At 73.6% G+C, this 25,906-nt stretch carries 26 protein-coding genes and 1 pseudogene; 18 read left to right on the forward strand and 9 right to left on the reverse strand.

Annotated features, from left to right (window positions below):
• Positions 1-64: 64 nt before the first annotated feature.
• Positions 65-409, forward strand: a complete 345-nt coding sequence (locus CP973_RS28605) for an ArsR/SmtB family transcription factor (protein ID WP_150246791.1) — start codon at positions 65-67, stop codon at positions 407-409.
• Between the two features lie 15 nt (positions 410-424).
• Here CP973_RS28605 and CP973_RS40220 read toward each other — a convergent pair.
• Positions 425-532, reverse strand: a pseudogene (locus tag CP973_RS40220) (XRE family transcriptional regulator); the annotation flags it as partial.
• A 47-nt stretch (positions 533-579) separates the two neighbouring features.
• Positions 580-1,767: a YihY/virulence factor BrkB family protein gene (locus tag CP973_RS28610; RefSeq protein ID WP_244410053.1), complete on the reverse strand. Its 1,188-nt coding sequence runs from the start codon at positions 1,765-1,767 to the stop codon at positions 580-582.
• Between the two features lie 18 nt (positions 1,768-1,785).
• Here CP973_RS28610 and CP973_RS28615 point away from each other — a divergent pair, with 18 nt between their 5' ends.
• The 3 genes from CP973_RS28615 (at position 1,786) to CP973_RS28625 (ending at position 6,530) form a co-directional block, all read left to right on the forward strand.
• Positions 1,786-3,468, forward strand: coding sequence for an acyl-CoA dehydrogenase family protein (locus CP973_RS28615; protein WP_150246793.1), 1,683 nt, complete (start codon positions 1,786-1,788; stop codon positions 3,466-3,468).
• Between the two features lie 600 nt (positions 3,469-4,068).
• The gene (locus CP973_RS28620; RefSeq protein ID WP_150246794.1) at positions 4,069-5,349 is read left to right on the forward strand and encodes a GAF domain-containing protein; all 1,281 of its coding nucleotides are present in this window, start codon (positions 4,069-4,071) and stop codon (positions 5,347-5,349) included.
• A 329-nt stretch (positions 5,350-5,678) separates the two neighbouring features.
• Positions 5,679-6,530, forward strand: a complete 852-nt coding sequence (locus CP973_RS28625) for an LLM class flavin-dependent oxidoreductase (RefSeq protein WP_150246795.1) — start codon at positions 5,679-5,681, stop codon at positions 6,528-6,530.
• Here the strand turns inward: CP973_RS28625 and CP973_RS28630 are convergent.
• Positions 6,466-7,020 carry a hypothetical protein gene (locus CP973_RS28630; RefSeq protein WP_244410054.1) on the reverse strand — a complete coding sequence of 185 codons (555 nt, stop codon included), beginning with the start codon at positions 7,018-7,020 and terminating at the stop codon, positions 6,466-6,468. The two genes, CP973_RS28625 and CP973_RS28630, sit on opposite strands and share 65 nt — an antisense overlap.
• Positions 7,021-7,065: 45 nt before the next feature.
• Here CP973_RS28630 and CP973_RS28635 point away from each other — a divergent pair, with 45 nt between their 5' ends.
• The 12 genes from CP973_RS28635 to CP973_RS28690 all read left to right on the forward strand — a co-directional run bounded on the left by CP973_RS28635 (position 7,066) and on the right by CP973_RS28690 (position 17,537).
• Entirely contained in the window at positions 7,066-7,632 is a 567-nt protein-coding gene (locus CP973_RS28635) for a GNAT family N-acetyltransferase (RefSeq protein ID WP_150246796.1), read from the forward strand.
• A 214-nt stretch (positions 7,633-7,846) separates the two neighbouring features.
• Entirely contained in the window at positions 7,847-7,930 is an 84-nt protein-coding gene (locus tag CP973_RS41675) for a putative leader peptide (protein ID WP_312024626.1), read from the forward strand.
• A 194-nt stretch (positions 7,931-8,124) separates the two neighbouring features.
• The gene (locus CP973_RS28640) at positions 8,125-9,822 is read left to right on the forward strand and encodes a nitrite/sulfite reductase (RefSeq protein WP_150246797.1); all 1,698 of its coding nucleotides are present in this window, start codon (positions 8,125-8,127) and stop codon (positions 9,820-9,822) included.
• The gene (locus tag CP973_RS28645; RefSeq protein WP_150246798.1) at positions 9,819-10,016 is read left to right on the forward strand and encodes a hypothetical protein; all 198 of its coding nucleotides are present in this window, start codon (positions 9,819-9,821) and stop codon (positions 10,014-10,016) included. The genes CP973_RS28640 and CP973_RS28645 overlap by 4 nt, the downstream gene beginning before the upstream one ends.
• Complete coding sequence (locus tag CP973_RS28650) at positions 10,013-10,720, forward strand: phosphoadenylyl-sulfate reductase (protein ID WP_150246799.1); 708 nt, start codon at positions 10,013-10,015, stop codon at positions 10,718-10,720. The genes CP973_RS28645 and CP973_RS28650 overlap by 4 nt, the downstream gene beginning before the upstream one ends.
• Before the next feature lie 68 nt (positions 10,721-10,788).
• Complete coding sequence (gene cysC, locus CP973_RS28655; RefSeq protein WP_150246800.1) at positions 10,789-11,322, forward strand: adenylyl-sulfate kinase; 534 nt, start codon at positions 10,789-10,791, stop codon at positions 11,320-11,322.
• A complete protein-coding gene (gene cysD, locus CP973_RS28660; RefSeq protein ID WP_244410055.1) occupies positions 11,319-12,290 on the forward strand; it encodes a sulfate adenylyltransferase subunit CysD in 972 nt (323 codons plus the stop codon). Before cysC ends, cysD begins: the two co-directional genes overlap by 4 nt.
• Before the next feature lie 2 nt (positions 12,291-12,292).
• Positions 12,293-13,642 carry a sulfate adenylyltransferase subunit 1 gene (locus tag CP973_RS28665; RefSeq protein ID WP_150246801.1) on the forward strand — a complete coding sequence of 450 codons (1,350 nt, stop codon included), beginning with the start codon at positions 12,293-12,295 and terminating at the stop codon, positions 13,640-13,642.
• 211 nt (positions 13,643-13,853) lie between these two features.
• Positions 13,854-14,960: an aliphatic sulfonate ABC transporter substrate-binding protein gene (locus CP973_RS28675; protein WP_150246802.1), complete on the forward strand. Its 1,107-nt coding sequence runs from the start codon at positions 13,854-13,856 to the stop codon at positions 14,958-14,960.
• 32 nt (positions 14,961-14,992) lie between these two features.
• A complete protein-coding gene (locus tag CP973_RS28680) occupies positions 14,993-15,835 on the forward strand; it encodes an ABC transporter ATP-binding protein (protein WP_150246803.1) in 843 nt (280 codons plus the stop codon).
• Positions 15,822-16,775 (forward strand): ABC transporter permease, encoded by a 954-nt coding sequence (locus CP973_RS28685; protein ID WP_150246804.1) that lies wholly within the window; start codon positions 15,822-15,824, stop codon positions 16,773-16,775. The genes CP973_RS28680 and CP973_RS28685 overlap by 14 nt, the downstream gene beginning before the upstream one ends.
• 3 nt (positions 16,776-16,778) lie before the next feature.
• Positions 16,779-17,537: a sirohydrochlorin chelatase gene (locus CP973_RS28690; RefSeq protein WP_150246805.1), complete on the forward strand. Its 759-nt coding sequence runs from the start codon at positions 16,779-16,781 to the stop codon at positions 17,535-17,537.
• Between the two features lie 10 nt (positions 17,538-17,547).
• Here CP973_RS28690 and CP973_RS28695 read toward each other — a convergent pair whose 3' ends face one another.
• The 3 genes from CP973_RS28695 to CP973_RS28705 form a co-directional block, all read right to left on the reverse strand.
• Positions 17,548-18,054 (reverse strand): metallophosphoesterase family protein, encoded by a 507-nt coding sequence (locus tag CP973_RS28695; protein ID WP_150246806.1) that lies wholly within the window; start codon positions 18,052-18,054, stop codon positions 17,548-17,550.
• 35 nt (positions 18,055-18,089) lie between these two features.
• Entirely contained in the window at positions 18,090-20,123 is a 2,034-nt protein-coding gene (locus CP973_RS28700) for a CocE/NonD family hydrolase (RefSeq protein ID WP_150246807.1), read from the reverse strand.
• A gap of 62 nt (positions 20,124-20,185) precedes the next feature.
• On the reverse strand, positions 20,186-21,484 hold the full coding sequence (locus CP973_RS28705) for an ATP-grasp domain-containing protein (RefSeq protein ID WP_150246808.1): 1,299 nt from the start codon (positions 21,482-21,484) through the stop codon (positions 20,186-20,188).
• Positions 21,485-21,693: 209 nt separating this feature from the next.
• On the opposite strand from CP973_RS28705, the gene CP973_RS28710 reads away from it, so the two are divergent.
• A complete protein-coding gene (locus CP973_RS28710) occupies positions 21,694-21,888 on the forward strand; it encodes a DUF2795 domain-containing protein (RefSeq protein ID WP_150246809.1) in 195 nt (64 codons plus the stop codon).
• A gap of 86 nt (positions 21,889-21,974) precedes the next feature.
• Here CP973_RS28710 and CP973_RS28715 read toward each other — a convergent pair whose 3' ends face one another.
• From CP973_RS28715 to CP973_RS28725, 3 genes are all read right to left on the reverse strand, one after another.
• Complete coding sequence (locus CP973_RS28715; RefSeq protein ID WP_244410274.1) at positions 21,975-23,252, reverse strand: MFS transporter; 1,278 nt, start codon at positions 23,250-23,252, stop codon at positions 21,975-21,977.
• A gap of 516 nt (positions 23,253-23,768) precedes the next feature.
• Positions 23,769-24,137: a PIN domain-containing protein gene (locus tag CP973_RS28720; protein ID WP_150250405.1), complete on the reverse strand. Its 369-nt coding sequence runs from the start codon at positions 24,135-24,137 to the stop codon at positions 23,769-23,771.
• A gap of 8 nt (positions 24,138-24,145) precedes the next feature.
• Positions 24,146-24,403: a hypothetical protein gene (locus tag CP973_RS28725; protein WP_150246810.1), complete on the reverse strand. Its 258-nt coding sequence runs from the start codon at positions 24,401-24,403 to the stop codon at positions 24,146-24,148.
• Between the two features lie 260 nt (positions 24,404-24,663).
• Here CP973_RS28725 and CP973_RS28730 point away from each other — a divergent pair, with 260 nt between their 5' ends.
• Positions 24,664-25,881, forward strand: coding sequence for a glycosyltransferase family 9 protein (locus CP973_RS28730; RefSeq protein ID WP_244410056.1), 1,218 nt, complete (start codon positions 24,664-24,666; stop codon positions 25,879-25,881).
• Positions 25,882-25,906 lie beyond the last annotated feature (25 nt).

Consider the following 25,906-nt stretch of genomic DNA (forward strand, 5'->3'; position numbering starts at 1 on the left):
TTCAGAGTCGCCGAACATAGCAGATGTTCGGGGGCGTCGAACATGCTTGGGTATCCTGGGGACCATGGCCAGCCGCACCGCGACCGAACTCGTCCACCCCGCCCGCGACCACCTGCGGTTCACCACCGTGCTGGCCGCCCTGAGCGACCCGGTCCGGCTGGCCGTCGTCGCCCGCCTCGCCGACGCCGGACCCGACGGGGAACTGGCGTGCACGACGTTCGCGCTGCCGGTCAGCAAGTCGACGCAGAGCGGGCACTTCAAAGTCCTGCGGGAGGCCGGCGTGATCCGCCAGCGCGACGAAGGCACCCGGCGACTGAACCGACTGCGCCGGGACGACCTCGACGCCCGCTTCCCCGGCCTGCTCGACCTCGCCATCCCCCAGGGCCGCGAGATCATCGCCGGCTGGTGACCGGCACCCTTCCCCCTACGCGGCTACGCGGCTCCCCCGCCCCCACAACTCCTCGGCGTGTTCCGCGAACCGGTCGAACATGCCGCCGTCCTCCTGCCTGCGCAAATGCAGCAGCGGCGCGTCGCGCGCGCCGCGTCCCGCCACCTGCAGCATACGAGCCGCCCCGCCCCTCAGTGCCGCCACCGCCGCTTCGCGTACGCATACAGCCGGGCCTTGACGTCGGCCGGTGGCAGGAACTCGGCCCAGCGTTCGGGGTACTCGGCGGGGGGTGGGGTGTCGTCGTCCTCGGTGTCGTCGTCCTCGGTGTCGTCGTCCTCTTCGTCGTCCGGGTCCGGGGCGGCGTCCGCGGCGGTACTGCCCAGGCCCATGGTGGCGAGGGCCGTGCGCCGGGGCGCGGCCGCCTCGCGGGCGCGGCGTTCCTTCTCGGCACGGCCGGCGGCGGTGGCGACCGAGGGCCACACGCGGTCCAGGGCGGCGTTCATGGCGGCGCCGACCAGGACCGCGAAGGCGGAGACGCCGATCCACAGGAGGACGGCGACCGGTGCGGCGAGGGAGCCGTAGATGGTGGGGCCCTCGACGGTCTGGGTGAGGTAGACGCGCAGGAGGAGGCTGCCCAGCACCCACATGGCCAGGGCGACGACCGCGCCCGGGATGTCCTCGCGCCAGGGTGAGCGCACGGGAACGGACACGTGGTAGAGGGTGGTGAGGAAGGCGACGGAGAGGATCAGGACGACGGGCCAGTACAGGACGCGGATGGCGGTCCCGCTCGCCGGCATCCAGCTCACGACGGTGTCCGGACCGACCACCATCAGCGGCAGCGCCACGGCGCCGACGACCAGCGCGGCCAGGTAGAGCACGAAGGCCAGCAGGCGGGTCCGGACGATGCCGCGCCGCCCGTCCAGCCCGTACATGATCGTGATGGTGTCGACGAAGACGTTGACGGCGCGGGAGCCGGACCACAGGGCGATGGCGAAGCCGAGGGAGATCACGTCCGGGCGGCGGCCGGTGAAGATGTCGTCGAGCAGCGGCCGGGCGATCTCGTTGACGCCCTTGCTGGACAGCAGCGTGTCGGACGCGCTGAGGATGTTCTCGCGGATGTGGTCGATGGTCTCCCGGCCGATCCAGGGCTCCATGTAGCCGAGCAGGCCGATGAAGCCGAGGAGCAGCGGCGGCAGCGACAGCAGGCAGAAGAACGCGGCCTCGGCGGCGAGCCCGGTGACGCGGTACTCCATGCAGGAGTTGACGGTGTCCTTCAGCAGCAGCCAGGCGAGGCGGCGTTTGGAGACGTTCCGATACAGGACCCGGGCCCTGTGCAGACGGCCGGACGGCCGCTGCGCTGCTTCTTTCACTGGCTGCACCTCCTTACCGTATCTGCCATGGCAGCCACCACTCATACGGTCACGAACCAGCCTCCGCCGCTGGTCGGGTACGACGTCTTCGCCGCCGACGCGGCGCTCACCGAGGGCGTCGAGCGGCACGTCCCGTCCGCTCTCCGGGAGGAGGTACGGGGCGAACTGGGCGAGCTGGGCCGCGCGGCGGGCTCCGCGCACGCGCAGCGCTGGGGCGCGCTGGCCGACGGCAATCCGCCCGTCCTGCGCACCCACGACCGCTACGGGCACCGGGTGGACGAGGTGGACTTCCACCCGGCGTGGCACCGGCTGCTGGGGCACGCCGTGTCGGCCGGGCTCACCGACGCCTGGTCGCGGCCGGCCGGGCACGTACGGCGTACGGCCGGGTTCCTGGTGTGGACGCAGGCCGAGGCGGGCCACGGCTGCCCGCTGTCGATGACGCACGCGGCGGTGCCGGCCCTGCGGGCGGACCCGGCACTGGCGGCGGAGTGGGAGCCGCTGCTGACCTCGCGGGTGTACGAGCCGGGGCTGCGGCCGGTGGCGGAGAAGCCGGGCGCGCTGGCCGGGATGGCGATGACGGAGAAGCAGGGCGGGAGCGACGTACGGGCGGTGACGACCGTCGCCGAGCCGCTGGCCGCCGATGGGGAGTATGTGCTGACGGGGCACAAGTGGTTCTGCTCGGCGCCGATGTCGGACGCGTTCCTGGTGCTGGCGCGGACGTCCGGGGGCGTGGGCGGAGGGCCGGACGGGGACGGGGACGGGCTCACCTGTTTCCTGCTCCCGCGGGTGCTGCCGGACGGCAGCCGCAACTCCTTCCGCATCCAGCGGCTCAAGGACAAGCTGGGCAACCGCTCGAACGCGTCGGCCGAGGTCGAGTTCGACGGCGCGACCTGGGCGCGGCGGGTCGGCGAGGAGGGGCGCGGGGTGGCGACGATCATCGAGATGGTCGCGGCGACCCGGCTGGACTGTGTGACGGGGTCGGCGGCGGTGATGCGGCAGGCGGTCGCGCAGGCGCTGCACCACACCGCGTACCGGCAGGCGTTCGGCAGGCCGCTGGCGGACCAGCCGCTGATGCGCAACGTCCTGGCGGACCTGGCGCTGGAGTCCGAGGCGGCGACGGCGCTGGCGCTGCGGCTGGCGGCGGCGTACGACGCGGACACCGAGCGGGAGCGCGCCTTCCTGCGGATGGCGGTCCCGGCGGCCAAGTACTGGGTGACCAAGCGCTGCACCCCGGTGGCCGCCGAGGCGCTGGAGTGCCTGGGCGGCAACGGCTACGTGGAGGAGTCCGGCATGCCGCGGCTGCTGCGCGAGTCGCCGCTGAACTCCGTCTGGGAGGGGTCGGGCAGCATCCAGGCACTGGACGTGCTGCGGGCGCTGCGCCGCGAACCCGCGGCGCTGCACGCGTTCCTGACGGAGATCGGTACGGCACGGGGCGCCGACCACCGCCTGGACGCCGCCATCAAAGAACTGCTCACGGAACTGGCCGACCTGGAGGGCATCGAGGCCCGCGCCCGGCGCCTGGCGGAGCGGATGGCGCTGGTGCTACAGGGTTCGCTGCTGGTCCGGTACGCGCCGTCCGAGGTCGCCGACGCGTTCTGCGCCTCGCGCCTGGGCACCGACCACGGCGCCTCGTTCGGCACCCTGCCGCCCACGCTCGGCCTGCGCGCCATCGTGGAGCGGGCGCGGCCGGTGGTGGACGGTCAGGGGTGAGGGCGGCGTGCCCGTTCCGCCGTACGGCCGGCCCCGTCGTGCGCCCGGCCCCCTCCTCGCCGTCCGTTGCGTCCGGCAGGGCCGGGGAAACCGGAGAAGGTGCGGTGGCGGGCCCCGATCCCTGAGGAGGGGGGTGGGGTTCGAGGCCCGCCACCGCTGTTGCGGGAATCGGTGCCGCGCCGACCCGGCACCGCTTCCCGGACTCGGACCGGCTCTTGGAGCCGGCCCTCAGGGCCTGTTCCCGCCCGTGTGCGCGGCGCCTCGATCGCCGCGGCGGAGTCCGCGGCCCCGGTCGCGGCCGCCGGAAGGTGACGGCATCCGGCGGCCGGCGCCGGGGCGGGGCGGAGCGCCGTGGGGCCGCGCGGGGTGCGCGGCGCGGGCCGTACGGACGCCGTGCGCCGCATGCGCCACGGCGGCGCGAGGAGTGCTGTTCACCATGGCGCCGCCCCCTCTCCGTACTGCCGGTCACCTTCCTCGCCCCCGTCATACGCCACAACAGTTGCAGCCCGTTGCAACCAATTGGCGCAATCCCCCGTTCGGACCGGCCCGGTGGCGGCACCATGGGCGGCAACCGCGGACAGTGCACTACGGAGAGACAGCGTGAGCGACAGACCGATCGACATGGGTATCTGGTCGGCCCAGGAGATACGCGCGACCACGCGCCGGCTCGCCTCGGTCCGTGAGGCCGCGCTCTGCGGTGACCGGCCGGCCACCGCGCCCCGTGCGGTGATCTGCGAGTCCTGGCGCCGGGTGCTCGGCTCCGGCGTCGACCCGGAAAGGGACCGCAGGGAGCGCCCGCTGACCGTGGAGGAGCTGGAGCACCGGCGGCACAGCTCGCAGCTCGCGTCGCTGCTGCCGCTGTTCAACAGCGGTCTGCTGCCGGCCGTCGACGCCGCCCAGCAGATCATGGTCGTCACGGACGGCGAGGGCCGGGTGCTGTGGCGGGAGGGCTGTGCGGCGGTGCGGCGGATGGCCGACCGGCACGGCTTCGAGAAGGGCGCGGACTGGACCGAGGAGGTCGTCGGCACCAACGCCATCGGGACCGCGCTGGTGGCCCGCCGCCCCGTCCTGGTGCACACCACCGAGCACTTCGTCCGCACCCACCACCAGTGGACGTGCGCCGCGGCGCCGCTGCACGACCCGCGCGACGGGCGGCTGCTGGGCATCGTGGACGTGAGCGGCCCGGCGCACACCTTCCACCCCACCACCCTGTCGCTGGTCTCCGCGGTGGCCCGGCTCGCGGAGGGCGAGCTGCGCGAGCGGCACCACGGCGCGCTGGACCGGCTGCGGGCGAGCGCCGCCCCCGTACTGGCCCGGCTCGGCGGCCAGGCGCTGGCCGTGGACATGGACGGCTGGACGGCCGCGGTGACCGGGCTGGCCCCGCCGGACCGGGTCGCGCTCCCCAAGTCCCCCGAGGCCGGGCCGCTGTGGCTGCCGCGCTACGGCATGTGCACGCTGGAACCGCTGCCCGGCGGCTGGCTGATCCGCGTCGGCGGACCGCAGGGCGACGCGCCCCGGCCCAGCCGGGTGCTGCTGGACCTCAGCAGCCGCGCCCGGCCGGCGGTCACGGTCACCGGCCCGGCGGGCAGCTGGTCGCACGAGCTGAGCCCGCGCCACGCCGAGGTGCTGTTCGTGCTGGCGCACCGGCCGCAGGGGCGCAGCGCCGCCGACCTGGCGCAGGACCTGTTCGGGGACCGCGGCCGCACGGTGACGGTACGGGCCGAACTGTCGCGGCTGCGCCGCCACCTCGCGAGTGTGCTGGCACACCGCCCGTACCGCTTCGCCGACGGGGTGGACGTGGAGCTGCGCCTGCCGCCGCGCCCGGTGGACCTGCTGCCGCACTCGACGGCCCCGGCGGTGGTGGCGGCTCGGCACGGGTGACCGTGGCGAGGTGACCGTGGCGCGGCGTGGGTGACCGTAGCGCGGCGGCCGGATCGCTAGGGGGCGTCCGGCCCGCGCACCGTCCGTCCGGTCCGCGCACCGTCCGTCCTGCCCGCGCGCCGCCCGTCCCCCGTGGACCGCGCACCATCCGCCCCATAAATACAGTGCGGCCCCGCGCACCCTTCAGATACCCTCGTCCCGCTTCGAACATCAGCTCCCCAGGAGGACCGTCGCAGAACGGGAGCGACCCACGCCACAGCGCGCGTGCGGCCAAGTGAGCGGGCGACACGACATTTCGCGATCGACCCTGCCCTCCTGGAGGACCTGTCATGTCTGTCGGCCTCGGCCTGCCCATCGGCGACCCCGCAACCCTGCTGACCTGGGCCCGGCGCGCCGACGCCGCCCCGTTCCGCAGCATCGCGCTGCTCGACCGGCTGGTGTACGGCAACCCCGAACCGCTGATCACCCTGGCCGCCCTCGCCGGCGCCACCTCCCGCGTCCGGCTGCAGACCGAGGTGCTGCTCGCGCCGCTGCACCGCACCGCGCTGCTCGCCAAGCAGGCCGCCACGCTCGACCTGCTGTCCGACGCCCGCTTCACGCTCGGCATCGGGCTGGGCGGACGCGCGGACGACTACGCGGCGGTGGGCGTCGACCAGCGCACCCGCGGCCGGCGGCTGGACGGGCAGATGGCCCGGCTGCGGTCCCTGTGGGCCGGTGAGCCGTACGGCGCGGACGTCGGCCCGATCGGCCCGGCCCCGGCCCGCGCCGGCGGCCCGGAGGTCCTGTTCGGCGGCTTCGTACCGGCCGTGGTCCGGCGGGTGGCCCGCTGGGGCGACGGCTTCCTCGGCGCGGCGCTGCCCGCGCCGATGATGGACGGGCTGTTCCGCGAGGTGGAGGCGGCCTGGGACGAGGCGGGGCGGCCCGGCCGCCCGCGGCTGGTCGCCCAGGTGAACGTGGCGCTCGGCCCGGAGGCCGTCCTCGACGAGGCCCGGCGCGAGGCGCGCGCGTACTACGGTCCGTTCGAGTACACCGACCACGTCGTGAACGGCCTGCTCACCACGGAACGGCAGCTCCGCGACGCGGTGGCCGCCTTCCGCGCGATCGGCGCCGACGAGGTCATGCTCTACTGCTGGGCCACCGACCCGGACCAGGTGGACCGCATCGCGGACGCGGTGCTGTGATCCGTCCGGGCCGCGCGGGAGCTGCCGCGCGGCCCGGGCCTGGGCGCGGTCGGCCGAGAGCGGGGTGCGCGAGGTCCAGCGTCAGCCGGTTTCCCCAGTCGTTGGTGAAGACGGCGCTCGTGCCCTCGTACCGCACGCCGACGAACGGGTTGGAGCGGAACATCACGGCGACCCACCGCACCGAGCGGCCGGCGTCGAGACGGGCGAGGTGGCCGATGTTGCCCATTCCGCCGCCACCGCCGGTCAGCCACCCCGTCCCGTCCGGCAGCGGGCTCTCGAAGAAGGTGTCCACCTCGTCGGCACCGTGTTCCTCGACGGCCCGGGCGACATCGAACGGTCCCCCGATACGGAACGGGACCGGCTGCCCGGCATCCGGGTGGTAGGCCCCCGGACCTTCGACGTACAGTTCCGAGCCGGTGTCGTCCGGCCGGTACAGCCCGTCGCGGCCCGGCATCTCCCCGGCGCGCCAGAGTTCCTCGACCCGGCCCATGCCCCGTCCCCCGTCCTCGCGTCGGGCCTGTGATGTGCTGCCCCCATGACCATCACCGTAACGACCTGGCACCTCGAACAGACCGCCCCCGGCGACCTCGCCCCGGCCACCGCTCCCCCGGCGGAGCAGCGGGTGGAGATCGTCCGTGCGGAGGTGGCGTCGCCTGAATTCAGCCGGTTCCTGTACGCCTCCGTCGGCGGGGACATCGCGTGGACGGACCGGCTGGGGTGGTCGCCCGCGCGGTGGCGGGAGTTCCTGGAACGGCCCGGGGTGGAGACCTGGGTGGCGTACGAGCGGGGGACGCCGGCCGGGTACATCGAGCTGGACGCGCAGCCCGAAGGCGTCGTGGAGATCAGCTACTTCGGGCTGCTGCCGGCGTTCCGCGGCCGCCGCATAGGGGGGCACCTGCTGGCGTACGGTACGGCGCGCGCCTGGGACCTGGCCGGGCGGTGGCCGGAGCGGGCGAAGACGCGGCGGGTGTGGGTGCACACGTGCAGCCAGGACGGTCCGCACGCGCTGGAGAACTACCGCAGGCGCGGCTTCCGGGTGTTCGCGACCGAGGTGACCGAGGAGCCGGAGGCGCCCGCTCCGGGCCCGTGGCCGGGCGTCTGAGCGGAAGCGGGGCCTCCGGGCGCAGAAGGGCTTTCCGGCGGAAGAGGACCTCCTGACGGGCAGGTACCTCCCGGCCAAAAGGGGGAGGGCGGGGTCCGGAGGCCCGCCCTCCCATGGCGTGACCGGCGTCACATCGTCTCGCCCTGCGGGACGGCCCAGTCCACACTCCGGACGGCGGTGGACTGGCTCAAGAGCGCCATGACACGCTTCCGTCATGTCTACAGCTGGAATTGCCTTGGTGAGTCGGCGGCACGTCGACCTCGGCCGCATGTCCAGCGCCATCTGTCCGGCGGGCTGACAGTCTCAGCAACGTCGCTCCTTTTCGCCGTCCCCACCGCCGCGGACGCGCGGGCACCCTGTTCCGACCTGCCCCGGACACCCTTGCACCGGCACCTCGCACCGCTCTGCGACGAGGCACGTCTTCGCAGGTCAGCGCGGGGCTGCCGCTGCCCGCTCCCGCCCTCACCGAGCCGCCCAGAAGGACGTACCGCCATGGCCGCCACCTCCGATCGACCCAGCCCCGCCACGACCCGCCGCAAGGCCGGACGCCACCGCGGGGAAGGGCAGTGGGCCGTAGGTCACTTCACGCCGCTGAACGGCAACGAGCAGTTCAAGAAGGACGACGACGGTCTCAATGTGCGGACACGCATTGAGACGATCTACGCGAAGACGGGCTTCGCCTCCATCGACCCCAACGACCTGCGCGGCCGGATGCGCTGGTGGGGCCTGTACACCCAGCGCAAGCCCGGGATCGACGGCGGCAAGACCGCGGTCCTGGAGCCCGAGGAGCTGGAGGACGAGCACTTCATGCTGCGGGTGCGCGTCGACGGCGGGCGGCTGAGCGTCGCGCAGCTGCGGGCCATCGGCGAGATCTCCCAGGAGTACGCGCGCGGCACCGCGGACATCACCGACCGGCAGAACATCCAGCTGCACTGGATCCGCATCGAGGACGTCCCGGCGATCTGGGAGAAGCTGGAGTCGGTGGGCCTGTCGACGACCGAGGCGTGCGGCGACTGCCCCCGCGTCATCATCGGCTCGCCGGTCGCCGGGATCGCGGCCGACGAGATCATCGACGGCTCGTCCGCGATCGAGGAGATCGAGCGGCGCTTCATCGGCAGCAAGGAGTTCTCCAACCTGCCGCGCAAGTTCAAGACGGCGATCTCCGGGTCGCCGGTGCAGGACGTGGTCCACGAGATCAACGACGTCGCCTTCGTGGGCGTCGAGCACCCCGAGCACGGCCCCGGCTTCGACCTGTGGGTGGGCGGCGGCCTGTCCACCAACCCGCGGCTCGGTGAACGCCTGGGCGCCTGGGTGCCGTTGGCGGAGGTGCCCGACGCCTGGGCCGGTGTCGTGGGGATCTTCCGCGACTACGGCTACCGGCGGCTGCGCAACCGCGCCCGGCTGAAGTTCCTGATGGCGGACTGGGGCCCGGAGAAGTTCCGGCAGGTGCTGGAGGACGAGTACCTCAAGCGGAAGCTGCTCGACGGCCCGGCGCCGGCCGAGCCCAGCAGCCGCTGGCGCGACCACATCGGTGTGCACCGCCAGAAGGACGGCCGGTTCTACGTGGGCTTCGCGCCGCGCGTCGGCCGGGTGGACGGCGCCACCCTCGTCAAGGTCGCCGAACTGGCCGCGGCGCACGGCTCGGACCGGCTGAACACCACCGTCGAGCAGAAGATGATCATCCTCGATGTGGCCGAGGACCAGGTCGAGCCGCTGGTCGCGGGGCTGGAGGCGCTGGACTTCCAGGTCCGTCCGTCGCCCTTCCGACGCGGCACGATGGCCTGCACCGGCATCGAGTTCTGCAAGCTGGCGATCGTCGAGACCAAGGGCCGCGGTGCCGCGCTCATCGACGAACTGGAGCGCCGGATGCCGGACTTCGAGGAGCCGATCACCATCAACCTCAACGGCTGCCCGAACGCCTGCGCCCGCATCCAGACCGCGGACATCGGCCTCAAGGGCCAGCTGGTGCTGGACGCCGACGGCAACCAGGTCGAGGGCTACCAGGTGCACCTCGGCGGCGCGCTCGGCCTCCAGGCGGGCTTCGGCCGCAAGGTCCGCGGCCTGAAGGTCACCGCGGCGGAGCTGCCGGACTACGTGGAGCGGGTGCTGACCAACTTTCAGGAGCAGCGCGAGGAGGGCGAGCGGTTCGCCACCTGGGCCGCCCGCGCGGACGAGGGAGCGCTGAAGTGAGCGAGCGGGCCGCGCCGTTCTACTGCCCGTACTGCGGGGACGAGGACCTGCGCCCTTCCGGAGAAGGGCACGGTGCGTGGGAATGCGGGGCGTGCAACCGCGCGTTCCGGCTCTCGTTCCTCGGACTGCTGGCCAAGGGCGTCACCGCCCCGGCCGGGCAGGCAGCCAACCGCCAAGGGGGCAGCGAGATATGACGGTGACTCAGCACCGTACGGAAGACGAACTGGCCGCGCTCGCCGAGCGGGCCGGACGCGACCTGGAGGACGCCTCCCCGTTGGAGATCCTCACCTGGGCCGCCGAGACCTTCGGCAGGCGCTTCTGCGTCACCTCCTCCATGGAGGACGCGGTCGTCGCCCACCTGGCCTCGCGCGCCTTCCCCGGCGTGGACGTGGTCTTCCTCGACACCGGCTACCACTTCCCCGAGACCATCGGCACCCGCGACGCGGTGGACGCGGTGATGGACGTCAACGTCATCACCCTCACCCCGCGGCAGACGGTGGCCGAGCAGGACGCCGAGTACGGGCCGAAGCTGCACGACCGCGACCCGGACCTGTGCTGCGCGCTGCGCAAGGTCAAGCCCCTCGAAGAGGGCCTGGCCGGCTACGACGCCTGGGCGACCGGGCTGCGCCGCGACGAGTCGCCGACCCGCGCGAACACCCCCGTGGTGGGCTGGGACGCGCGGCGCCGCAAGGTGAAGATCGCGCCGATCGCGCGCTGGACGCAGGACGACGTGGACGCGTACGTGGCCGAACACGGCGTGCTGACCAACCCGCTGCTGACCGACGGCTACGCCTCGGTCGGCTGCGCGCCCTGCACCCGGCGGGTGCTGGCGGGCGAGGACGCGCGGGCCGGCCGCTGGGCCGGCCGCGACAAGACCGAATGCGGGCTGCACGGATGAGCGGCCCCGGGGTGTCCGGCCACGGTGCGCCGGATCACGAGGACATACAGGACCTTCGGGAGCGGAAGATGACGGGCGCCACGGTGTGGCTGACCGGACTGCCCAGTGCCGGCAAGACCACGATCGCGTACGCGCTGGCGGAGCGGCTGCGGGGCGAGGGCCACCGCGTCGAGGTGCTGGACGGTGACGAGATCCGCGAGTTCCTCTCGGCGGGGCTGGGCTTCAGCCGGGAGGACCGGCACACCAACGTGCAGCGCATCGGCTTCGTCGCCGAACTCCTGGCGAGCAACGGCGTCAAGGCCCTGGTGCCGGTGATCGCGCCGTACGCGAACTCGCGGGAGGCGGTGCGCAAGCGGCACCAGCACGAGGGCACGCCGTACCTGGAGGTGCACGTCGCCACGCCCGTCGAGGTGTGCTCCGAGCGGGACGTGAAGGGCCTGTACGCGAAGCAGGCGGCCGGTGAGATCTCCGGGCTGACCGGCGTCGACGACCCGTACGAGGAGCCCGAGTCACCGGATCTGCGGCTGGTGACGCACGACCGGACCGTGCAGGAGTCCGCGGCGGCGCTGCACGCGCTGCTCACCGAGAGGGGACTGGCATGACGACGGCCGCTGCCGTGAGCGAGAGCGCCGGGGGCTCCGGCGGACCGGGCGGGGGCGGGGACGCCGACAACCCGTACGCGCTCAGCCACCTGGACGCGCTGGAGTCCGAGGCGGTGCACATCTTCCGCGAGGTGGCGGGCGAGTTCGAGCGGCCGGTGATCCTCTTCTCCGGCGGCAAGGACTCGATCGTCATGCTGCACCTGGCGCTGAAGGCGTTCGCGCCCGCGCCGGTGCCGTTCGCGCTGCTGCACGTGGACACCGGGCACAACTTCCCCGAGGTGCTGGACTACCGCGACCGTACGGTGGCCCGGCACGGGCTGCGGCTGCACGTCGCCTCCGTACAGGACTTCATCGACCGCGGCGAGCTGCGCGAGCGCCCCGACGGCACCCGCAACCCCCTCCAGACCGTGCCGCTGCTGCACGCCATCGAGTCGAACCGCTTCGACGCGGTGTTCGGCGGCGGGCGGCGCGACGAGGAGAAGGCGCGCGCCAAGGAGCGGGTGTTCTCGCTGCGCGACGAGTTCGGCGGCTGGGACCCGCGCCGCCAGCGCCCGGAGCTGTGGCAGCTGTACAACGGCCGGCACTCCCCCGGCGAGCACGTCCGCGTCTTCCCGCTGTCCAACTGGACCGAGCTGGACGTGTGGCAGTACATCGCCCGCGAGAAGATCGAGCTGCCCGCCATCTACTACGCCCACGAGCGCGAGGTCTTCGCCCGGGGCGGCATGTGGCTGGCGCCCGGCGAATGGGGCGGTCCCAAGGACGGCGAGACCGTCGAGACGCGTCTGGTGCGCTACCGCACCGTCGGTGACATGTCCTGCACCGGCGCCGTCGACTCCGACGCGGCCACCATCGAGGCCGTCATCGCGGAGATCGCCGCCTCCCGGCTCACCGAGCGGGGCGCGACGCGGGCCGACGACAAGCTGTCCGAGGCCGCCATGGAGGACCGCAAGCGCGAGGGGTACTTCTAACCATGAGCACGATTGTCGACCCGGTCGACGTGGCCGCCACGGCCACCTCACTGCTGCGCTTCGCCACCGCCGGCTCGGTGGACGACGGCAAGTCCACCCTGGTCGGGCGGCTGCTGCACGATTCGAAGTCGGTGCTGGCCGACCAGCTCGAAGCGGTCGAGCGGGCCTCGCTGGGCCGCGGCCAGGAGGCCCCGGACCTCGCGCTGCTGACCGACGGGCTGCGGGCCGAGCGGGAGCAGGGCATCACCATCGATGTCGCCTACCGCTACTTCGCCACGCCCCGGCGCCGCTTCATCCTGGCCGACACCCCCGGCCATGTGCAGTACACCCGCAACATGGTCACCGGCGCCTCCACCGCCGAACTGGCCGTGGTGCTGGTCGACGCCCGCAACGGCGTCGTCGAGCAGACCCGCCGGCACGCCGCCGTCGCCGCGCTGCTGCGCGTCCCGCACGTCGTGCTGGCCGTCAACAAGATGGACCTGGTGGACTACGCCGAGCCGGTCTTCGCGGCGATCGCCGAGGAGTTCACCGCGTACGCCGCGTCGCTGGGCGTACCGGAGATCACCGCCATCCCGATCTCCGCGCTGGCGGGCGACAACGTCGTGACGCCGTCCACGAACATGGACTGGTACGGCGGCCCGACCGTGCTGGAGCACCTGGAGACCGTCCCGGTGGTGGCCGACCCCTCCGAGGACCCGGCCCGCTTCCCGGTGCAGTACGTCATCCGCCCGCAGACCCCCGAACTGCCCGACTACCGCGGCTACGCGGGCCAGATCGCCTCCGGCGTGCTGCGCGTCGGCGACGCCGTGACGGTGCTGCCGTCGGGCCGGACCAGCACCATCGAGGCGCTGGACGTGCTGGGCGAGGCGGTGGACGTGGCCTGGGCGCCGCAGTCGGTGACCGTACGGCTCGCCGACGACCTCGACATCTCGCGCGGCGACCTGATCGCCCCGGCCGCGGCCCCGCCCGCCACCACGCAGGACGTCGAGGCGACCGTCTGCCACGTCGCGGACCGGCCGCTGAAGACCGGCCAGCGGGTGCTGCTCAAGCACACCACCCGTACGGTCAAGGCGATCGTCAAGGACATCCCGTCCCGGCTGACGCTGGCCGACCTCTCCCAGCACCCGGCGCCCGGCGAGCTGGCCGCCAACGACATCGGCCGGGTCGTGCTGCGCACCGCCGAGCCGCTGGCCCTGGACCCGTACGCCGACTCCCGGCGCACCGGATCGTTCCTGCTCATCGACCCGGCGGACGGCACCACGCTGACCGCGGGGATGGCCGGGTCGGCGTTCGCCGAGGCGGCCGAGGCCGCGGCGGCGGCCGCGGACGACGACGCGGAATGGGACTTCTGACATGACCGGTTCCCTGGCCCTGGACGCCTTCTCGACGTTCGCGAAGGAGGGCGGCCGGATCGGCAGCGGCGCCCTGGGCAGCGGCCAGGGCGGCGTCGGGCGATGTGTGCGCCGATGAGGTACCACCGCCTGCCCCTTCCCCGCCATTCCACCGCTCTGCCGGGCCCGCCCTAGGCGCTGACCGCCCGGCCCTCCGAGAGGACCCCCTCCCGTGCCTGCCGTACGACGCCTCCGCCTCCTCGCGGCCGCCGCCACCGTCCCCCTTCTGCTGGGCGCGCTCGGCGCGTGCGGGTACGGCTCCCGCGCCAAGCAGGACGGCCAGGGCGCGGTCGCGGCCAAGGGCCCGAAGATCGACGGGCTCGACCGGGTGAAGGTCGGCTACTTCGCCAACACCACGCACGCGACCGCGCTGGTCGGCGACCAGAAGGGGTTCTTCCAGAAGGAACTGGGCGGCACGAAGTTCGCGCCCTCGGTGTTCAACGCGGGGCCGGCGGAGATCGAGGCGCTGAACTCCGGCGCCATCGACATCGGCTGGATCGGCCCCTCCCCCGCCATCAACGGGTGGACCACCTCGAAGGGCAAGAGCCTGCGGATCATCTCGGGCTCGGCGTCCGGCGGCGTGTCACTGGTGGTCGACCCGAAGAAGATAAAGAGCCTGGACGACCTGAAGGGCAAGACCGTCGCCACGCCGCAGCTGGGCAACACTCAGGACGTGGCGCTGCTGAACTACCTGGCGGAGAAGGGCTACCGGGTCGACGCCACCACCGGCAAGGGCGACGTGACCGTCCAGCGCACCGAGAACAAGGTCACGCCGGTCGCCTTCCGGCAGGGCAGCATCGACGCCGCCTGGGTGCCCGAGCCGACCGCCTCCAAGCTGGTCGCCGAGGGCGGCCGGGTGCTGCTGGACGAGAAGAAGCTGTGGAAGGACGGCAAGTTCGTCATCACGAACGTGATCGTCTCGCAGAAGTTCCTCAAGGAACACCCCAAGGCCGTCGAAGCGGTGCTGCGCGGCTCGGTGAAGACCAACACCTACATCAGGACCCACCCGGCCGAGGCCAGGCAGGCGCTCAACGACAAGCTGGCCACCGCGGCCGGCAAGGCGCTGCCGGCCGACGTCATCGATCCGGCGTTCCGCAACACCGACGTCACCGACGACCCGCTGGCCGCCACCCTCCGGCAGGAGGCGGACCACGCGGTGCGGGCCGGCCTGCTGAAGAAGCCCGACCTCAAGGGCATCTACGACCTCACGCTCCTCAACAAGGTGCTCAAGGCCGAGGGCAAGCCGGCGGTGGACGACGCCGGCCTCGGCACCAAGTAGTCCGCCGCACGCATCCCCAGGAGGTGACACCGATGACGACCACCACGCTCAGCAAGCCCGGCACCCGGCCGTCCGCCCCGGCGGACGCGGGCGGCGCGGCCGCTTCGTACGCCGCTCGCATCGACCATGTCTCGAAGTCGTTCGGCCGCCCCGGCGCGCAGCAGCACGTGCTGGACGACATCAGCATCGATGTCGCGCCGGGCGAGTTCGTCTGTCTGCTGGGGGCGTCGGGCTGCGGCAAGTCGACCCTGCTCAACCTCGTCGCCGGGCTGGACCGGCCCTCCGCGGGCAGCATCGAGACGCCCGGCGGCCGGCCCGCCCTGATGTTCCAGGAGCATGCGCTGTTCCCGTGGCTGACCGCGGGCCGCAACATCGAACTGGCGCTGCGGCTGCGCGGGGTGCCGCGCGCGGAGCGGCGTCCGGAGGCGGAGCGGCTGCTGGAACTCGTACGGCTCAAGGGTGCCTACGGCAAGCGCGTGCACGAGCTGTCCGGCGGCATGCGGCAGCGGGTCGCGATGGCCCGCGCGCTGGCGCAGGACAGCCGGCTGCTCCTGATGGACGAGCCGTTCGCGGCGCTCGACGCGATCACGCGCGACGTCCTGCACGACGAACTGACCCGCATCTGGCAGGAGTCCGACGACGGCGCCGCCGGCAGCGGCGGCCTGTCCGTCCTGTTCGTCACCCACAACGTGCGGGAGGCGGTGCGGCTCGCCGAGCGGGTGGTGCTGCTGTCCTCCCGGCCCGGCCGGATCGCCCGCGAGTGGACCGTGGACATCCCGCATCCGCGGCGCATCGAGGACGCGGCGGTCGCCGACCTTTCCGTAGAGATCACCGAACAGCTCCGTGGGGAGATCCGCCGCCATGGCCAGCACTGAGACCGGGACGGCCGCCGAGGCCGCCGCAGCCGCCGACGAGCCGGTGGCGAACGCGACACCGGCCGCCGCCGAGCCCGGCGGCTCCGCCGACCTGGCCGGGCTGGAAGCCGGTCTGGACGCCCTGGACACCACCGTCACCGACCGGCAGCCCTGGCTGCGCAGGCTCGGCGCCAAGGCGGTGCCGCCGGTCGTCGCCGTCGCCCTCGTCCTCCTCCTGTGGCAGCTCGCCTACCACTTCGAGGTCAAGGACCACTACCTGCTGCCCAGCCCGGTCGATGTCGCCCGGTCGCTCCAGGACAAGTGGCTCGAAGGCACCCTGCTCGACTACGTGTGGACCAGCGTGTCGCGCGGCGCGCTCGGCTTCCTGGCCTCGGTGGTGATCGGCACGCCGCTGGGCCTGCTCGTCGCCCGGGTCAAGCCGGTACGGGCCGCGATCGGGCCCATCCTCAGCGGCCTCCAGTCGCTGCCCTCGGTGGCGTGGGTGCCCGCCGCCATCATCTGGTTCGGCCTGAGCGACGCCACGATCTACGCGGTGGTGCTGCTCGGCGCGGTCCCCTCGATCGCCAACGGCCTGGTCGCCGGCGTCGACCAGATCTCGCCGCTCTACCTGCGCGCGGGCCGTACCATCGGCGCGCGCGGGCTGACCGGCGTCCGGCACGTCCTGCTGCCCGCCGCGCTGCCCGGCTACCTCGCCGGCCTCAAGCAGGGCTGGGCGTTCTCCTGGCGCTCCCTGATGGCCGCCGAACTCATCGTCAACGCCGCCGATCTGGGCACCGGCCTCGGCCAGCTCCTCGAACAGGGCCGTGAGCTCCAGGACATGTCCTGGGTGCTGTCCGCCATCCTCCTCATCCTCGTCGTCGGCATCGGCATCGAGCTGCTGATCTTCGCGCCGCTGGAGCGGCGGGTGCTGCGCAGCCGCGGCCTGCTGGTCAAGAGCTGACCCATGACCGTACGACCGGCCCTCCTCGTCGTCGCCCACGGCAGCCGCGACCCGCGGCACGCCGCGACCGTCACCGCGCTGTGCGCGCGGGCCCGGTCGCTGCGCCCCGGCCTGCGCGTCGAGGTCGCCTTCCTCGACTTCAACGCGCCGAGTGTGCCCCGGGCGCTGGAGCGGCTGGCGGCGGACGGCGTACGGGAGGTGGTGGCCCTGCCGCTGCTGCTGACCCGCGCCTTCCACGCCAAGACGGACATCCCGGCCGTCCTGCGGGAGGCCGGTGCGCGGCTCCCCGGGCTCACGGTCCGCCAGGCCGGCGTACTGGGCCCGTCCCCCCTGCTCACGGCCGCCCTGGAGCGACGGCTGTACGAGGCCGGGCTGCGGCCCGGCGACCGGCGCTCGACCGGGGTCGTGCTGGCCTCGGCGGGCTCCTCCGACCCGGAGGCGATCGCAGTGATCGCTGAAATCGCGCGGGAGTGGCGGCGTACCACCGGTTGGTACTCCGTGCGGCCTGCGTTCGCCTCCGCTTCCCTCCCCCGCACGGCGGACGCCGTACGGGCCCTGCGGGCCGACGGCGCCGAACGCGTCGCCGTCGCCCCGTACGTCATCGCCCCCGGCTTCCTCCCGGACCGCATCGCCCGCGGCGCCGAGGAGGCCGGGGCCGATGTCCTCGCGGGCGTTCTGGGTCCGGCGCCGGAGGTGGCGCGGCTGCTGGTGCGGCGGTACGAGGAGGCGCTGCGCCGGGAGGCGCTGGCGCCTGCTGCCTGACCGGCGTCCGTCAGCGGCGCGGCGGCAGCCGATGCAGTTCCACGTCCGTGAGCCGCCCCTCTCCCACCCGCGCCGTCATGTACGTGCAGTACGGCTGCCGCCTGCGGTCGGTCGGTGAGCCGGGGTTGAGCAGGCGGAGGCGGCCGTCTTCGGTGGTGGTGTCCCAGGGGATGTGGCTGTGGCCGAAGACCAGGACGTCCAGGTCCGGGTACCGTTCGGCGCAGCGGCGTTCGCGGCCCTGTTTCTGGCCGGTCTCGTGGACCACGCCCCAGCGCAGGCCGCCGAGTTCGGCGTACGCCACCTCCGGCAGGCGGGCGCGCAGCTCCGGGCCGTCGTTGTTGCCGTACACGCCGATGAGCCGGCGGGAGCGGTCCTCCAGGAGGTCCAGCGTGGCGGTGTCCACCCAGTCCCCGGCGTGTACGACCACGTCGGCGCGGGCCACCTGCTCCAGCAGCTCCGGCGGCAGGGCCTTGGCGCGTTTGGGCAGGTGGGTGTCGGACATCAGCAGCAGGCGCACGGGCCGACCGTACCTCTCTCACGGGCGGACGCGGCTCACAGGCAGTCGCGCGGGATCGTCTCGTTCCAGGTGCGGGAGAAGACGCGGCGGTCGTTCTCGTAGCCGTCCAGGGTGGCGTCCACGGTGAACTGCTTCTCGTCGCACCGCACCTTCTGGTGGGTGACCACCCGTACGTCCCAGTCGCCGCGCCGGAAGCGCATGGTCCACCGGGTCTCGCCGGTGGCGGAGGTGAAGTCGTCGGCGACGGTCGCGTAGCGCTCGTAGGCGCGGCGGCCGACCTCCATGCCGGTGTCCTCCAGGCGGGCCAGCCCGCGGTCCTTGACGATCTCCAGCTCGGAGTTGTAGTCGATCAGGTCGCGCCTGACCTCCCAGCGCTCCTCCGGCGCGGTCAGCTGGGTGGCGGTCAGCGGCCGGGTGCCCTCCGGCTCGCCGAACGGGCGCGGCGGCAGCCGGTCGGGTTCGGTGGTGGGCCGCACCGGCAGTGTCAGGGTGCTGGTGCCCTCGTACACGGTCAGCATGGCGGGCCGGGGCGGCGGCCAGGCCAGCGGCCAGTACGAGGTGGACAGCGACAGGCGGATGCGGTGGCCGGGCGGGAACGCCTGGGCGCAGCCGTTGAGCTGGACGGTGGCCCGGTAGCGGCGGCCGGGCTCCAGGGGCTCCGGATCGCCGATCGTCTCGTGGTGGGCGAGGTTGAGCACACCGTAGGTGACCCGGGTGGCCCGGCCGTCGGGGGACACGTCGGAGAGCCGGGCGGCGACCATGGCGACCGGTTCGCTGACCGACAGGTCGAGTTCGACGGTGGGCGAGCCGAGGATCTCCACCCGTTCGGCGAGCCGGTCGCTGTCGAAGACCAGCGAGCCGCCGTCCTCCTCGCGCTGGTCGTACGGCAGGTCCGGCGGCGCGTTGTAGGAGGCCCACTTGCCGGCGAACTGGCCGACGGACAGCGGCGACTGCACGGTCAGCACCCCGCAGCCGCGGTCGCCGCACTCCTCGCCGTCGGCGCCGATCCGGTGCCGGAAGAGCGGGCGGGAGGCGGAGCGGATGTGCGGGGAGGGCCAGTCGGGCTCGCCGACCCAGCGTCCCGGCCGGGTCTCGTAGGAGGTGGACGGCGGCACGCTGTCCTGCATCCAGGCGCTGAGCATGGGGCCGTCCATGACGTTGTTGTCCACGCCCTTGAGCCAGTGGTCGAACCAGCGCACGACCTCCTGGAGGTAGCCGATCGCGGGGCCCGGTTCGCCCAGGTGGGGGAACTTGTGCGACCACGGGCCGATCAGGCCCTTGCGCGGTACGTCGAGGTTGGCCAGCAGCCGGGTGACGGCGTTGGAGTAGCCGTCGGCCCAGCCGCTGGAGGCGAGCACCGGGCAGCGTACCGAGCGGTAGTCCTCGCAGACCGAGGCGTGCCGCCAGTAGGCGTCGCGGCGCTGGTGGCTGAGCCACTCCACGGCCCACGGCCGGGTGTTCTCCAGCCGCTCGTGCCACATCCGCCGCCAGCGGCCGCCCACCACGGCCGGGTCGGGCGGGCAGGTGCCGTAGGCGAACATGGTGCCCGCCTCGGCCAGGTTGTCGGAGAGCAGCTGGCCGCCCATGTAGTGCATGTCGTCGGCGTACCGGTCGTCGGTGAAGGACGCGATGACGATGGCGCGCAGGCTCGGGGGCTGCCGGGCGGCGACCTGGAGGGCGGCGAAGGCGCCCCAGGAGATACCCATCATGCCGGTGGTGCCGTCGCACCAGGGCTGTGCGGCCAGCCAGGCGAGCACGTCCTCGGCGTCGGCCTGCTCCTGTTCCAGGTACTCGTCCCGCAGCACGCCCTCCGACTCGCCGGTGCCGCGCAGGTCGACGCGGACGCAGGCGTAGCCGTGGCCGGCGATGTAGGGGTGGTGGATGGAGTCGCGTACGGCGGTCAGGTCCCCCTTGCGGTACGGGATGTACTCCAGCACCGCCGGCACCGGCTCCTCGTCCGAGGCCGTGGGGCGCCAGATGCGCGCCGACAGGCGGGTGCCGTCGGAGACGGGGATGGTGACGTGGTCCTCCTCCGCCGTGGCGCAGGGCAGATTGCTCACGTAACGCATGCGGCGACCTTCTCCTCACTGTCGTGCACCGGCGCCGCAGCCACGCGGACCGGCCGTCCGGTTCAGCCGTCCCGGCCGCCGGGCCGGGTCCGCTCGCAGGCCAGGTCCAGAGCTGCCACGCAGTGGTCGTACTTCTCGCGCAGCTCCTCCTCACTGTCGCCCCCGGTGAAGACATGGGCCAGTTCGAAGCTGTAGCTGTCCTGCTCCGCCATCTCGGCCAGGTGCTGGCCCGGCCGGGGGATCACGTGGATCCGCGTGCCCGGGATCCGCCTCTCGATGCGCGCGATCTCCTCGTGGGTGGGCACCTTGCGGGCGACGCCGTCGGCGAACCACCGGTAGTACCACTTGGCGGCCGTCTTGTAGCGGCCCGCGCGGTGCGGCATGGACGGGTCCTCGCCGAGGGCGAGGCGCAGCATGGCGTGGTGGTTGGGCGCGCCGTCGACGTACTGGAACAGTTCGGCGTGCGACTGGGAGTGCCGGGGGTTGACCTCCAGCACGTTGATCGCGTCGGTGTGCGGGTCGTAGAAGTACTCGATGCTGAAGGTCGCCTCCTGCATGCCGATCTGCCGCATGACGCGGACGGAGACGTCGCGCAGCCGGCGCAGGACGGGCTCGGGGAGCGTTGAGGGGTACTGGTGGCGCAGGAAGGACGAGCTGTCGGGGTAGTCGATGGAGTCCAGTACGCCGTAGACCGTGACCTCGCCGTCGTGGACGTAGCCCTCGACCGCCACCTGGATGCCGGACAGTTCCTCCTCCGCGAGGCAGACCTGGCCGCCGACGCCCGTCATTTCGGGCGGCAGGTCGAGGCGGCGGAGGATGTCCTCGAACGGGCGGCCGACGCGGCCGATGCCTTTGCGGATCCTGGCGACCGCCGCGCGGAACTCCGCCTCGTCCCGTGCGCCGAAGGCCAGCTCCGAGGAGTACGCGAGGGCGGGCTTGAGCCACATGGGGAAGCGGACGCCCTCGGGCGGGCGCGGGTCGGGCGTGTCGAGGTCGACGCGGCCGAAGCGCGGGTGGGTGTCGACGGCCTTCTCCTGCTCCAGGCGGCTCCAGTACTTGTGCTCGCACTTGACGACCGACTCCAGGCCGGTGCTGCGGGTGCCGTAGCGCTCGCTCAGGATCGGTACGAAGGTGCTGACGGGGAAGTCCCAGTAGCCGACGATCGCGTCGATGGTGCCGTCGAAGGAGTCCAGGATGCCCTGGGCCTTTTCCAGGAGGTCGGGTACGGAGATCTCACCCCCCTGGAGCTCACCGTGGGTGAGCAGCGGGTGGAAGCGGTACCGCTCCGCGTCGGGCACGTCGCGCAGGGCGGGGAGGTTCCTCTCCTCCAGGCCCAGTACGAAGATGTTCTTCCCGCTCACCTGTCCTCCTCGGGCTCACGCGCTGCGGGAGGACGCGGGTACCCCTGCGGTTGCCGCCCATTCGCGGCGCGGCGCGGCCCGGGCCAGGGGCCGGGGCATCGCCCCCGGACAGGACTTTCGTCCGATTAATCCCGTAATGGTCGGGTACTGGAGGGGCGGCCACCGGCAGGCCGCCGGACGGCACCCCACTCCCCCAACCGGAGGATCCCATGAGCGACACCAACCCGATCGAGCTGCAGAAGGCCCTCAAGGGCGCCCACTACCCGGCGAGCAAGGACGACCTGGTCTCGTGCGCCGAGGGCAACCACGCGGACAGCGGCATGCGGGACAAGATTTCCAGCATCCCCAGCAAGAGCTACGAGAACCCGGCCGAGGTGGAGAAGGCCGTGTTCAAGGACCGGTAGCGGCGCCGCGCGACAGCCCGTCACGACGCCGGGGCCGGCGGGACGGGCGTCCCGCCGGCCCCGGCCGGGCGTCCCGCGTCCGGGCGTCAGGCCACGGACCGGTACTCCGCCGCCACGGCGGGCGCGGGGGCGGGGGCGGGCGTCGCCAGCCAGGCGATCCGCTCGCGGGAGCGCAGCAGCGCGCCCGCGCCGATCGCCACCGCGATGATCAGGCCGCCGGCCACCAGGGCGCCGCGGGCACCGGCCACCTCCATCAGGAGGCCCAGCAGCGGCGGGGCCACCAGGCCCCACACCGTGCTCGCGCTGCGCCACACGCCCAGCACCCGGCCGCGCATGTTCGGCGGCGGGTCCGTCTGGAGCACCGTCGTACCGGCGGTGTCGGAGACCGACTCCACCACCGACATCGGCAGCACCAGCACGAGCAGCACGAGCAGCGACGGGGACAGCCCGGCGAAGACCTGGAGCAGCGCACCGGCCGCGGCCAGCGCGCCGACCAGCTTGACCGAGGGGTTGCGCAGCCGCGCGGCGAGGACCGCGCCGACGATGCCGCCCGCGGCCAGTACGGACGAGACGGTGCCGAACGCGCCGGCGCCCGCCGCGAGCGGCCCGGTGACCAGGACGGCCAGGGTCAGCTGGTAGTTCCGGCCGAAGATCGCGCTGAGCCCGGTGATGGCGGCCAGCGCGACCAGCCGCGGCCGGCGCATGAAGAAGGCGAGTCCGTCCCGGGCCCGGTCGCCGACCTCCGGCTCCGCCGCCCCCACGGACGCGACGGCCTCCTCCGTGCCCTGCGGACTCTTCGCGGGCGCCCGCAGCGCCTCGCCCACCGGCTTCAGGAAGGGGATGACGGCCGCGACGAACAGGAAGGACAGGCCGTTGGCCGCATAGGCGGCGCCGGTGCCGAGGAAGCCGACGGCGACACCGGCCAGGGCCGTACCGCCGAGCCGCCCCACGCTGTGCACCAGCGAGCCGACGGCGATCGCGGAGGGCACGTCCTCCCGGCGTACCAGGTCGTTGCCGAGCAGGGCGGTGGCCGGGCCGTCCACCGTGGCGACCAGGCCGGTGACGGCGGCCAGCGCCATCAGCAGCCCGTAGTTCAGCTGGTCGGTGGCGACCAGGACCGCGGTGGCGAAGGCGACCAGGCCCAGCACGGCCTGGCTCAGCCCGGCCGTGAGCTTACGGGGCCAGCGGTCGACGGCGGCACCGCCGAACAGCCCCATGATCAGGCCGGGGCCCGCCTGCACGGACAGCGACAGACCGGTGGCCGCCGCGGAACCGGTGAGCTGGAGCACCAGCAGGTTCTGCACGGTCAGCTGCATCCAGGTGCCGGCGTTGGACACCAGGTTGGCCACCGACCACCAGCGCATGCTGCGGTAGCGCAGCGACCGCCACGGCGCGTGGTCGGCGCCGCCGCCGGACGGCTTGCGGCCCAGCAGGTACCGGAAGCCGCCGAGACGCCGGCGCAGATTTTTCTCGGTTTCGAGTGTTTCGGGGGTTTCCGGGGCGGGAATCGACTCGTGGGACTCCGCTTGCGCCGGGACACGGGCAGCGGATCGAACAGGCAAAGACACAGGCGCGAGAACTTCGTGAAGAGCCCAGCAGGCTCGGAGAGCGGCTCGGCGGGCACGGAGCACGACTGCGTGCACACCATGGGCGCCGATTCGGTCGGAATGCCGGCCTCACTCCGGTCCGCGGACGACGGACCCTTCCAGGCACAGCAATCCCACATGTTCACAGACGCCTCGGGGGCGGGGGAAGAGCGGCCCCCGCCCCAGGCGTGCGGAAACCCCCCGGATCCCTTGGGGCACAAGGGATCCGGGGGGTGGGTGGGGTTGCTCACAAGAGGGGCGGGAGCGCCAGGACAGGAGGCGCCGGCCCCCGGTTCAGGGAGTCAGGTCGAGGACGCGGACCGGCCGGCCCTCCCACTGCTTGGGCAGCGTCGTGGCGATGACCGCCCCGCTCGGCCGGTCGGGTGTCGGCTGCGCGGCGTACTGGGCATGCGCCGCCGCCCAGGTCTGCTCGTGCGCCACCGCCAAGGCGGCCGGCAGGTCCAGGTCGAGGACGGTGATGCCGGGCAGAGCGGCGAGGTGTTCGGCCGTTCCGGGGCGGGCCCGGTCGGCTTCGACCAGGGCGCACGCCGGGGCGTAGAGGAACCAGTCCGCCTCGGCGTGCGCCCGGTGGATCAGCCGCGAGACGATGATGTTGCCCCGTCCGGCCGCGGCCATGGCCGTGTCGTCGAGGACGACGTGCATCGGTTCGCTCACCGGCCGGCCGCCCGGGCCAGGCGTCGGTCGAGTTCCTCGTCCAGGCTCCGCTCCTCGTCCGGGCTCGGGTCGTAGCCCGTCCACTGGCGCAGTGCCGCGCGGGCCTTCTCGGCCTGCTCGGCCCGCTCCTGCGGGGTCAGCAGGGTGTCGGCGAGGCGGGCCAGGTAGGCCCGCAGCGACAGGCCTTCTCCGGCGGCTATCGCGGCCAGCCGCTCCTTGGCTTCCTCCGGCATCCGGACGTTGGCGTCAGCCATCATCGTGCTCCTCTCCACCGTCCAGCTTATGGGTACGGGTACGTACCCGTAAAGGCGCTTCCGGCGCCCGGCTTACGGAGCGGCCCCGGCGGACACCCGGAACCGGCGGGCCCCCGGCGGCCCAGCGGTCGCGAGGCTCCGGAGGTGACCACACATTGGTGTCAGCGGTCCGCGCCGTGAAAGGCGGCCCGCGCCGTTCCGTACCGCCCTTCGCCGACGGCCCCGCACATCAGGAACCCGCACGCCAAGGAGGACCACGTATGACCCCGGCCCGCCCGACCCCGCTCCCCCGCGCCGACCGGCCGCGGATCCTCGTTCTCCGGGCGCTCGGCCTCGGGGACCTGCTGACGGCGGTGCCCGCGTTGCGGGCGCTGCGTACCGCGTTTCCGCGGCACGAGCTGGTGCTGGCGGCGCCCGGCCGGCTGGCCGAGGCCGCCGCGGCGACGGGTGTGGTCGACCGGCTGCTGCCCGCGTCGGCGCCCGGCCGCGGCGTGCCGCGGGCGGTGGACTGGGACGGCCCGCCCCCGGCGATCGCCGTGGACCTGCACGGCAACGGGCCGGCCAGCCATCTGCCGCTGCTGGCGCTGCGCCCGGTCCGGCTGTTCGCGTACGCGCATCCCGCGATGCCCCGCCTCCTGGGCCCGGTCTGGCGCGAGGACGAGCACGAGCGCAGCCGGTGGTGCCGTCTGCTGACCTGGTACGGCGTTCCGGCGGATCCGGACGATCTGCGGATCGACGCGCCGCCGGGCCCGTCCCCGGCGCCGGGCGCGGTGGTGGTGCACCCGGGCGCGGACGCGGTGGCGCGCCGCTGGCCGCCGGAGCGCTTCGCCGCGGTGGCGCACGCGCTGCACCGGGCGGGGCACCGCGTCGTCCTGACCGCCGGGGCCGGTGAGGGGCCGCTCGCCCGGCAGGTGGCCGTGCAGGCCGGGCTGCCGCCGTCGGCGGTTCTGGGCGGCTCGGCGGACGTGCCGTTCGGGGAGCTGGCGGCGCTGGTCGCGCAGGCCCGTGCGGTGATCGTGGGCGATACCGGGCTCGCGCATCTGGCCAGCGCGCTCGGCACGCCGTCCGTGGTGCTCTTCGGGCCGGTCGCGCCCCGGCTGTGGGGCCCGCCGCGGCTGCCCCGGCACCGGGCGCTGTGGCATCCGGGCCACCTGGACCGGGCCCGCCCGGGCGACGCGCACGGGGAGCAGCCGGACGGACGGCTGCTGCGGATCACCGCGGCGGAGGTGCTGACGGCGGTGGCGCGGCTGCCGGAGCCGGTGCGGCGGCCCGAGAACGTACGGCGGACACCGGCCGTGTGGCGGCCGGAGTCCGTAGGGCCGGACGAGCCCGTGCGGTCGGCCGAGCCCGTGCGTCCGGGCGAATCCGTACCTCCGGACGAGCCCGTACGACCGGCCGAGCCCGTATCGCGGCCGGAGCCGGAGGACGTGCCGGATTCGGCGCCGGATTCGGCGCCGGTCTCGGTGCCGGCGCCGTGACGGCCCCGGAGCAGCGGCGCGCCCC

The sequence above is a fragment of the Streptomyces albofaciens JCM 4342 genome, from assembly GCF_008634025.1.
In the GTDB taxonomy this organism is placed as follows: domain Bacteria; phylum Actinomycetota; class Actinomycetes; order Streptomycetales; family Streptomycetaceae; genus Streptomyces; species Streptomyces albofaciens.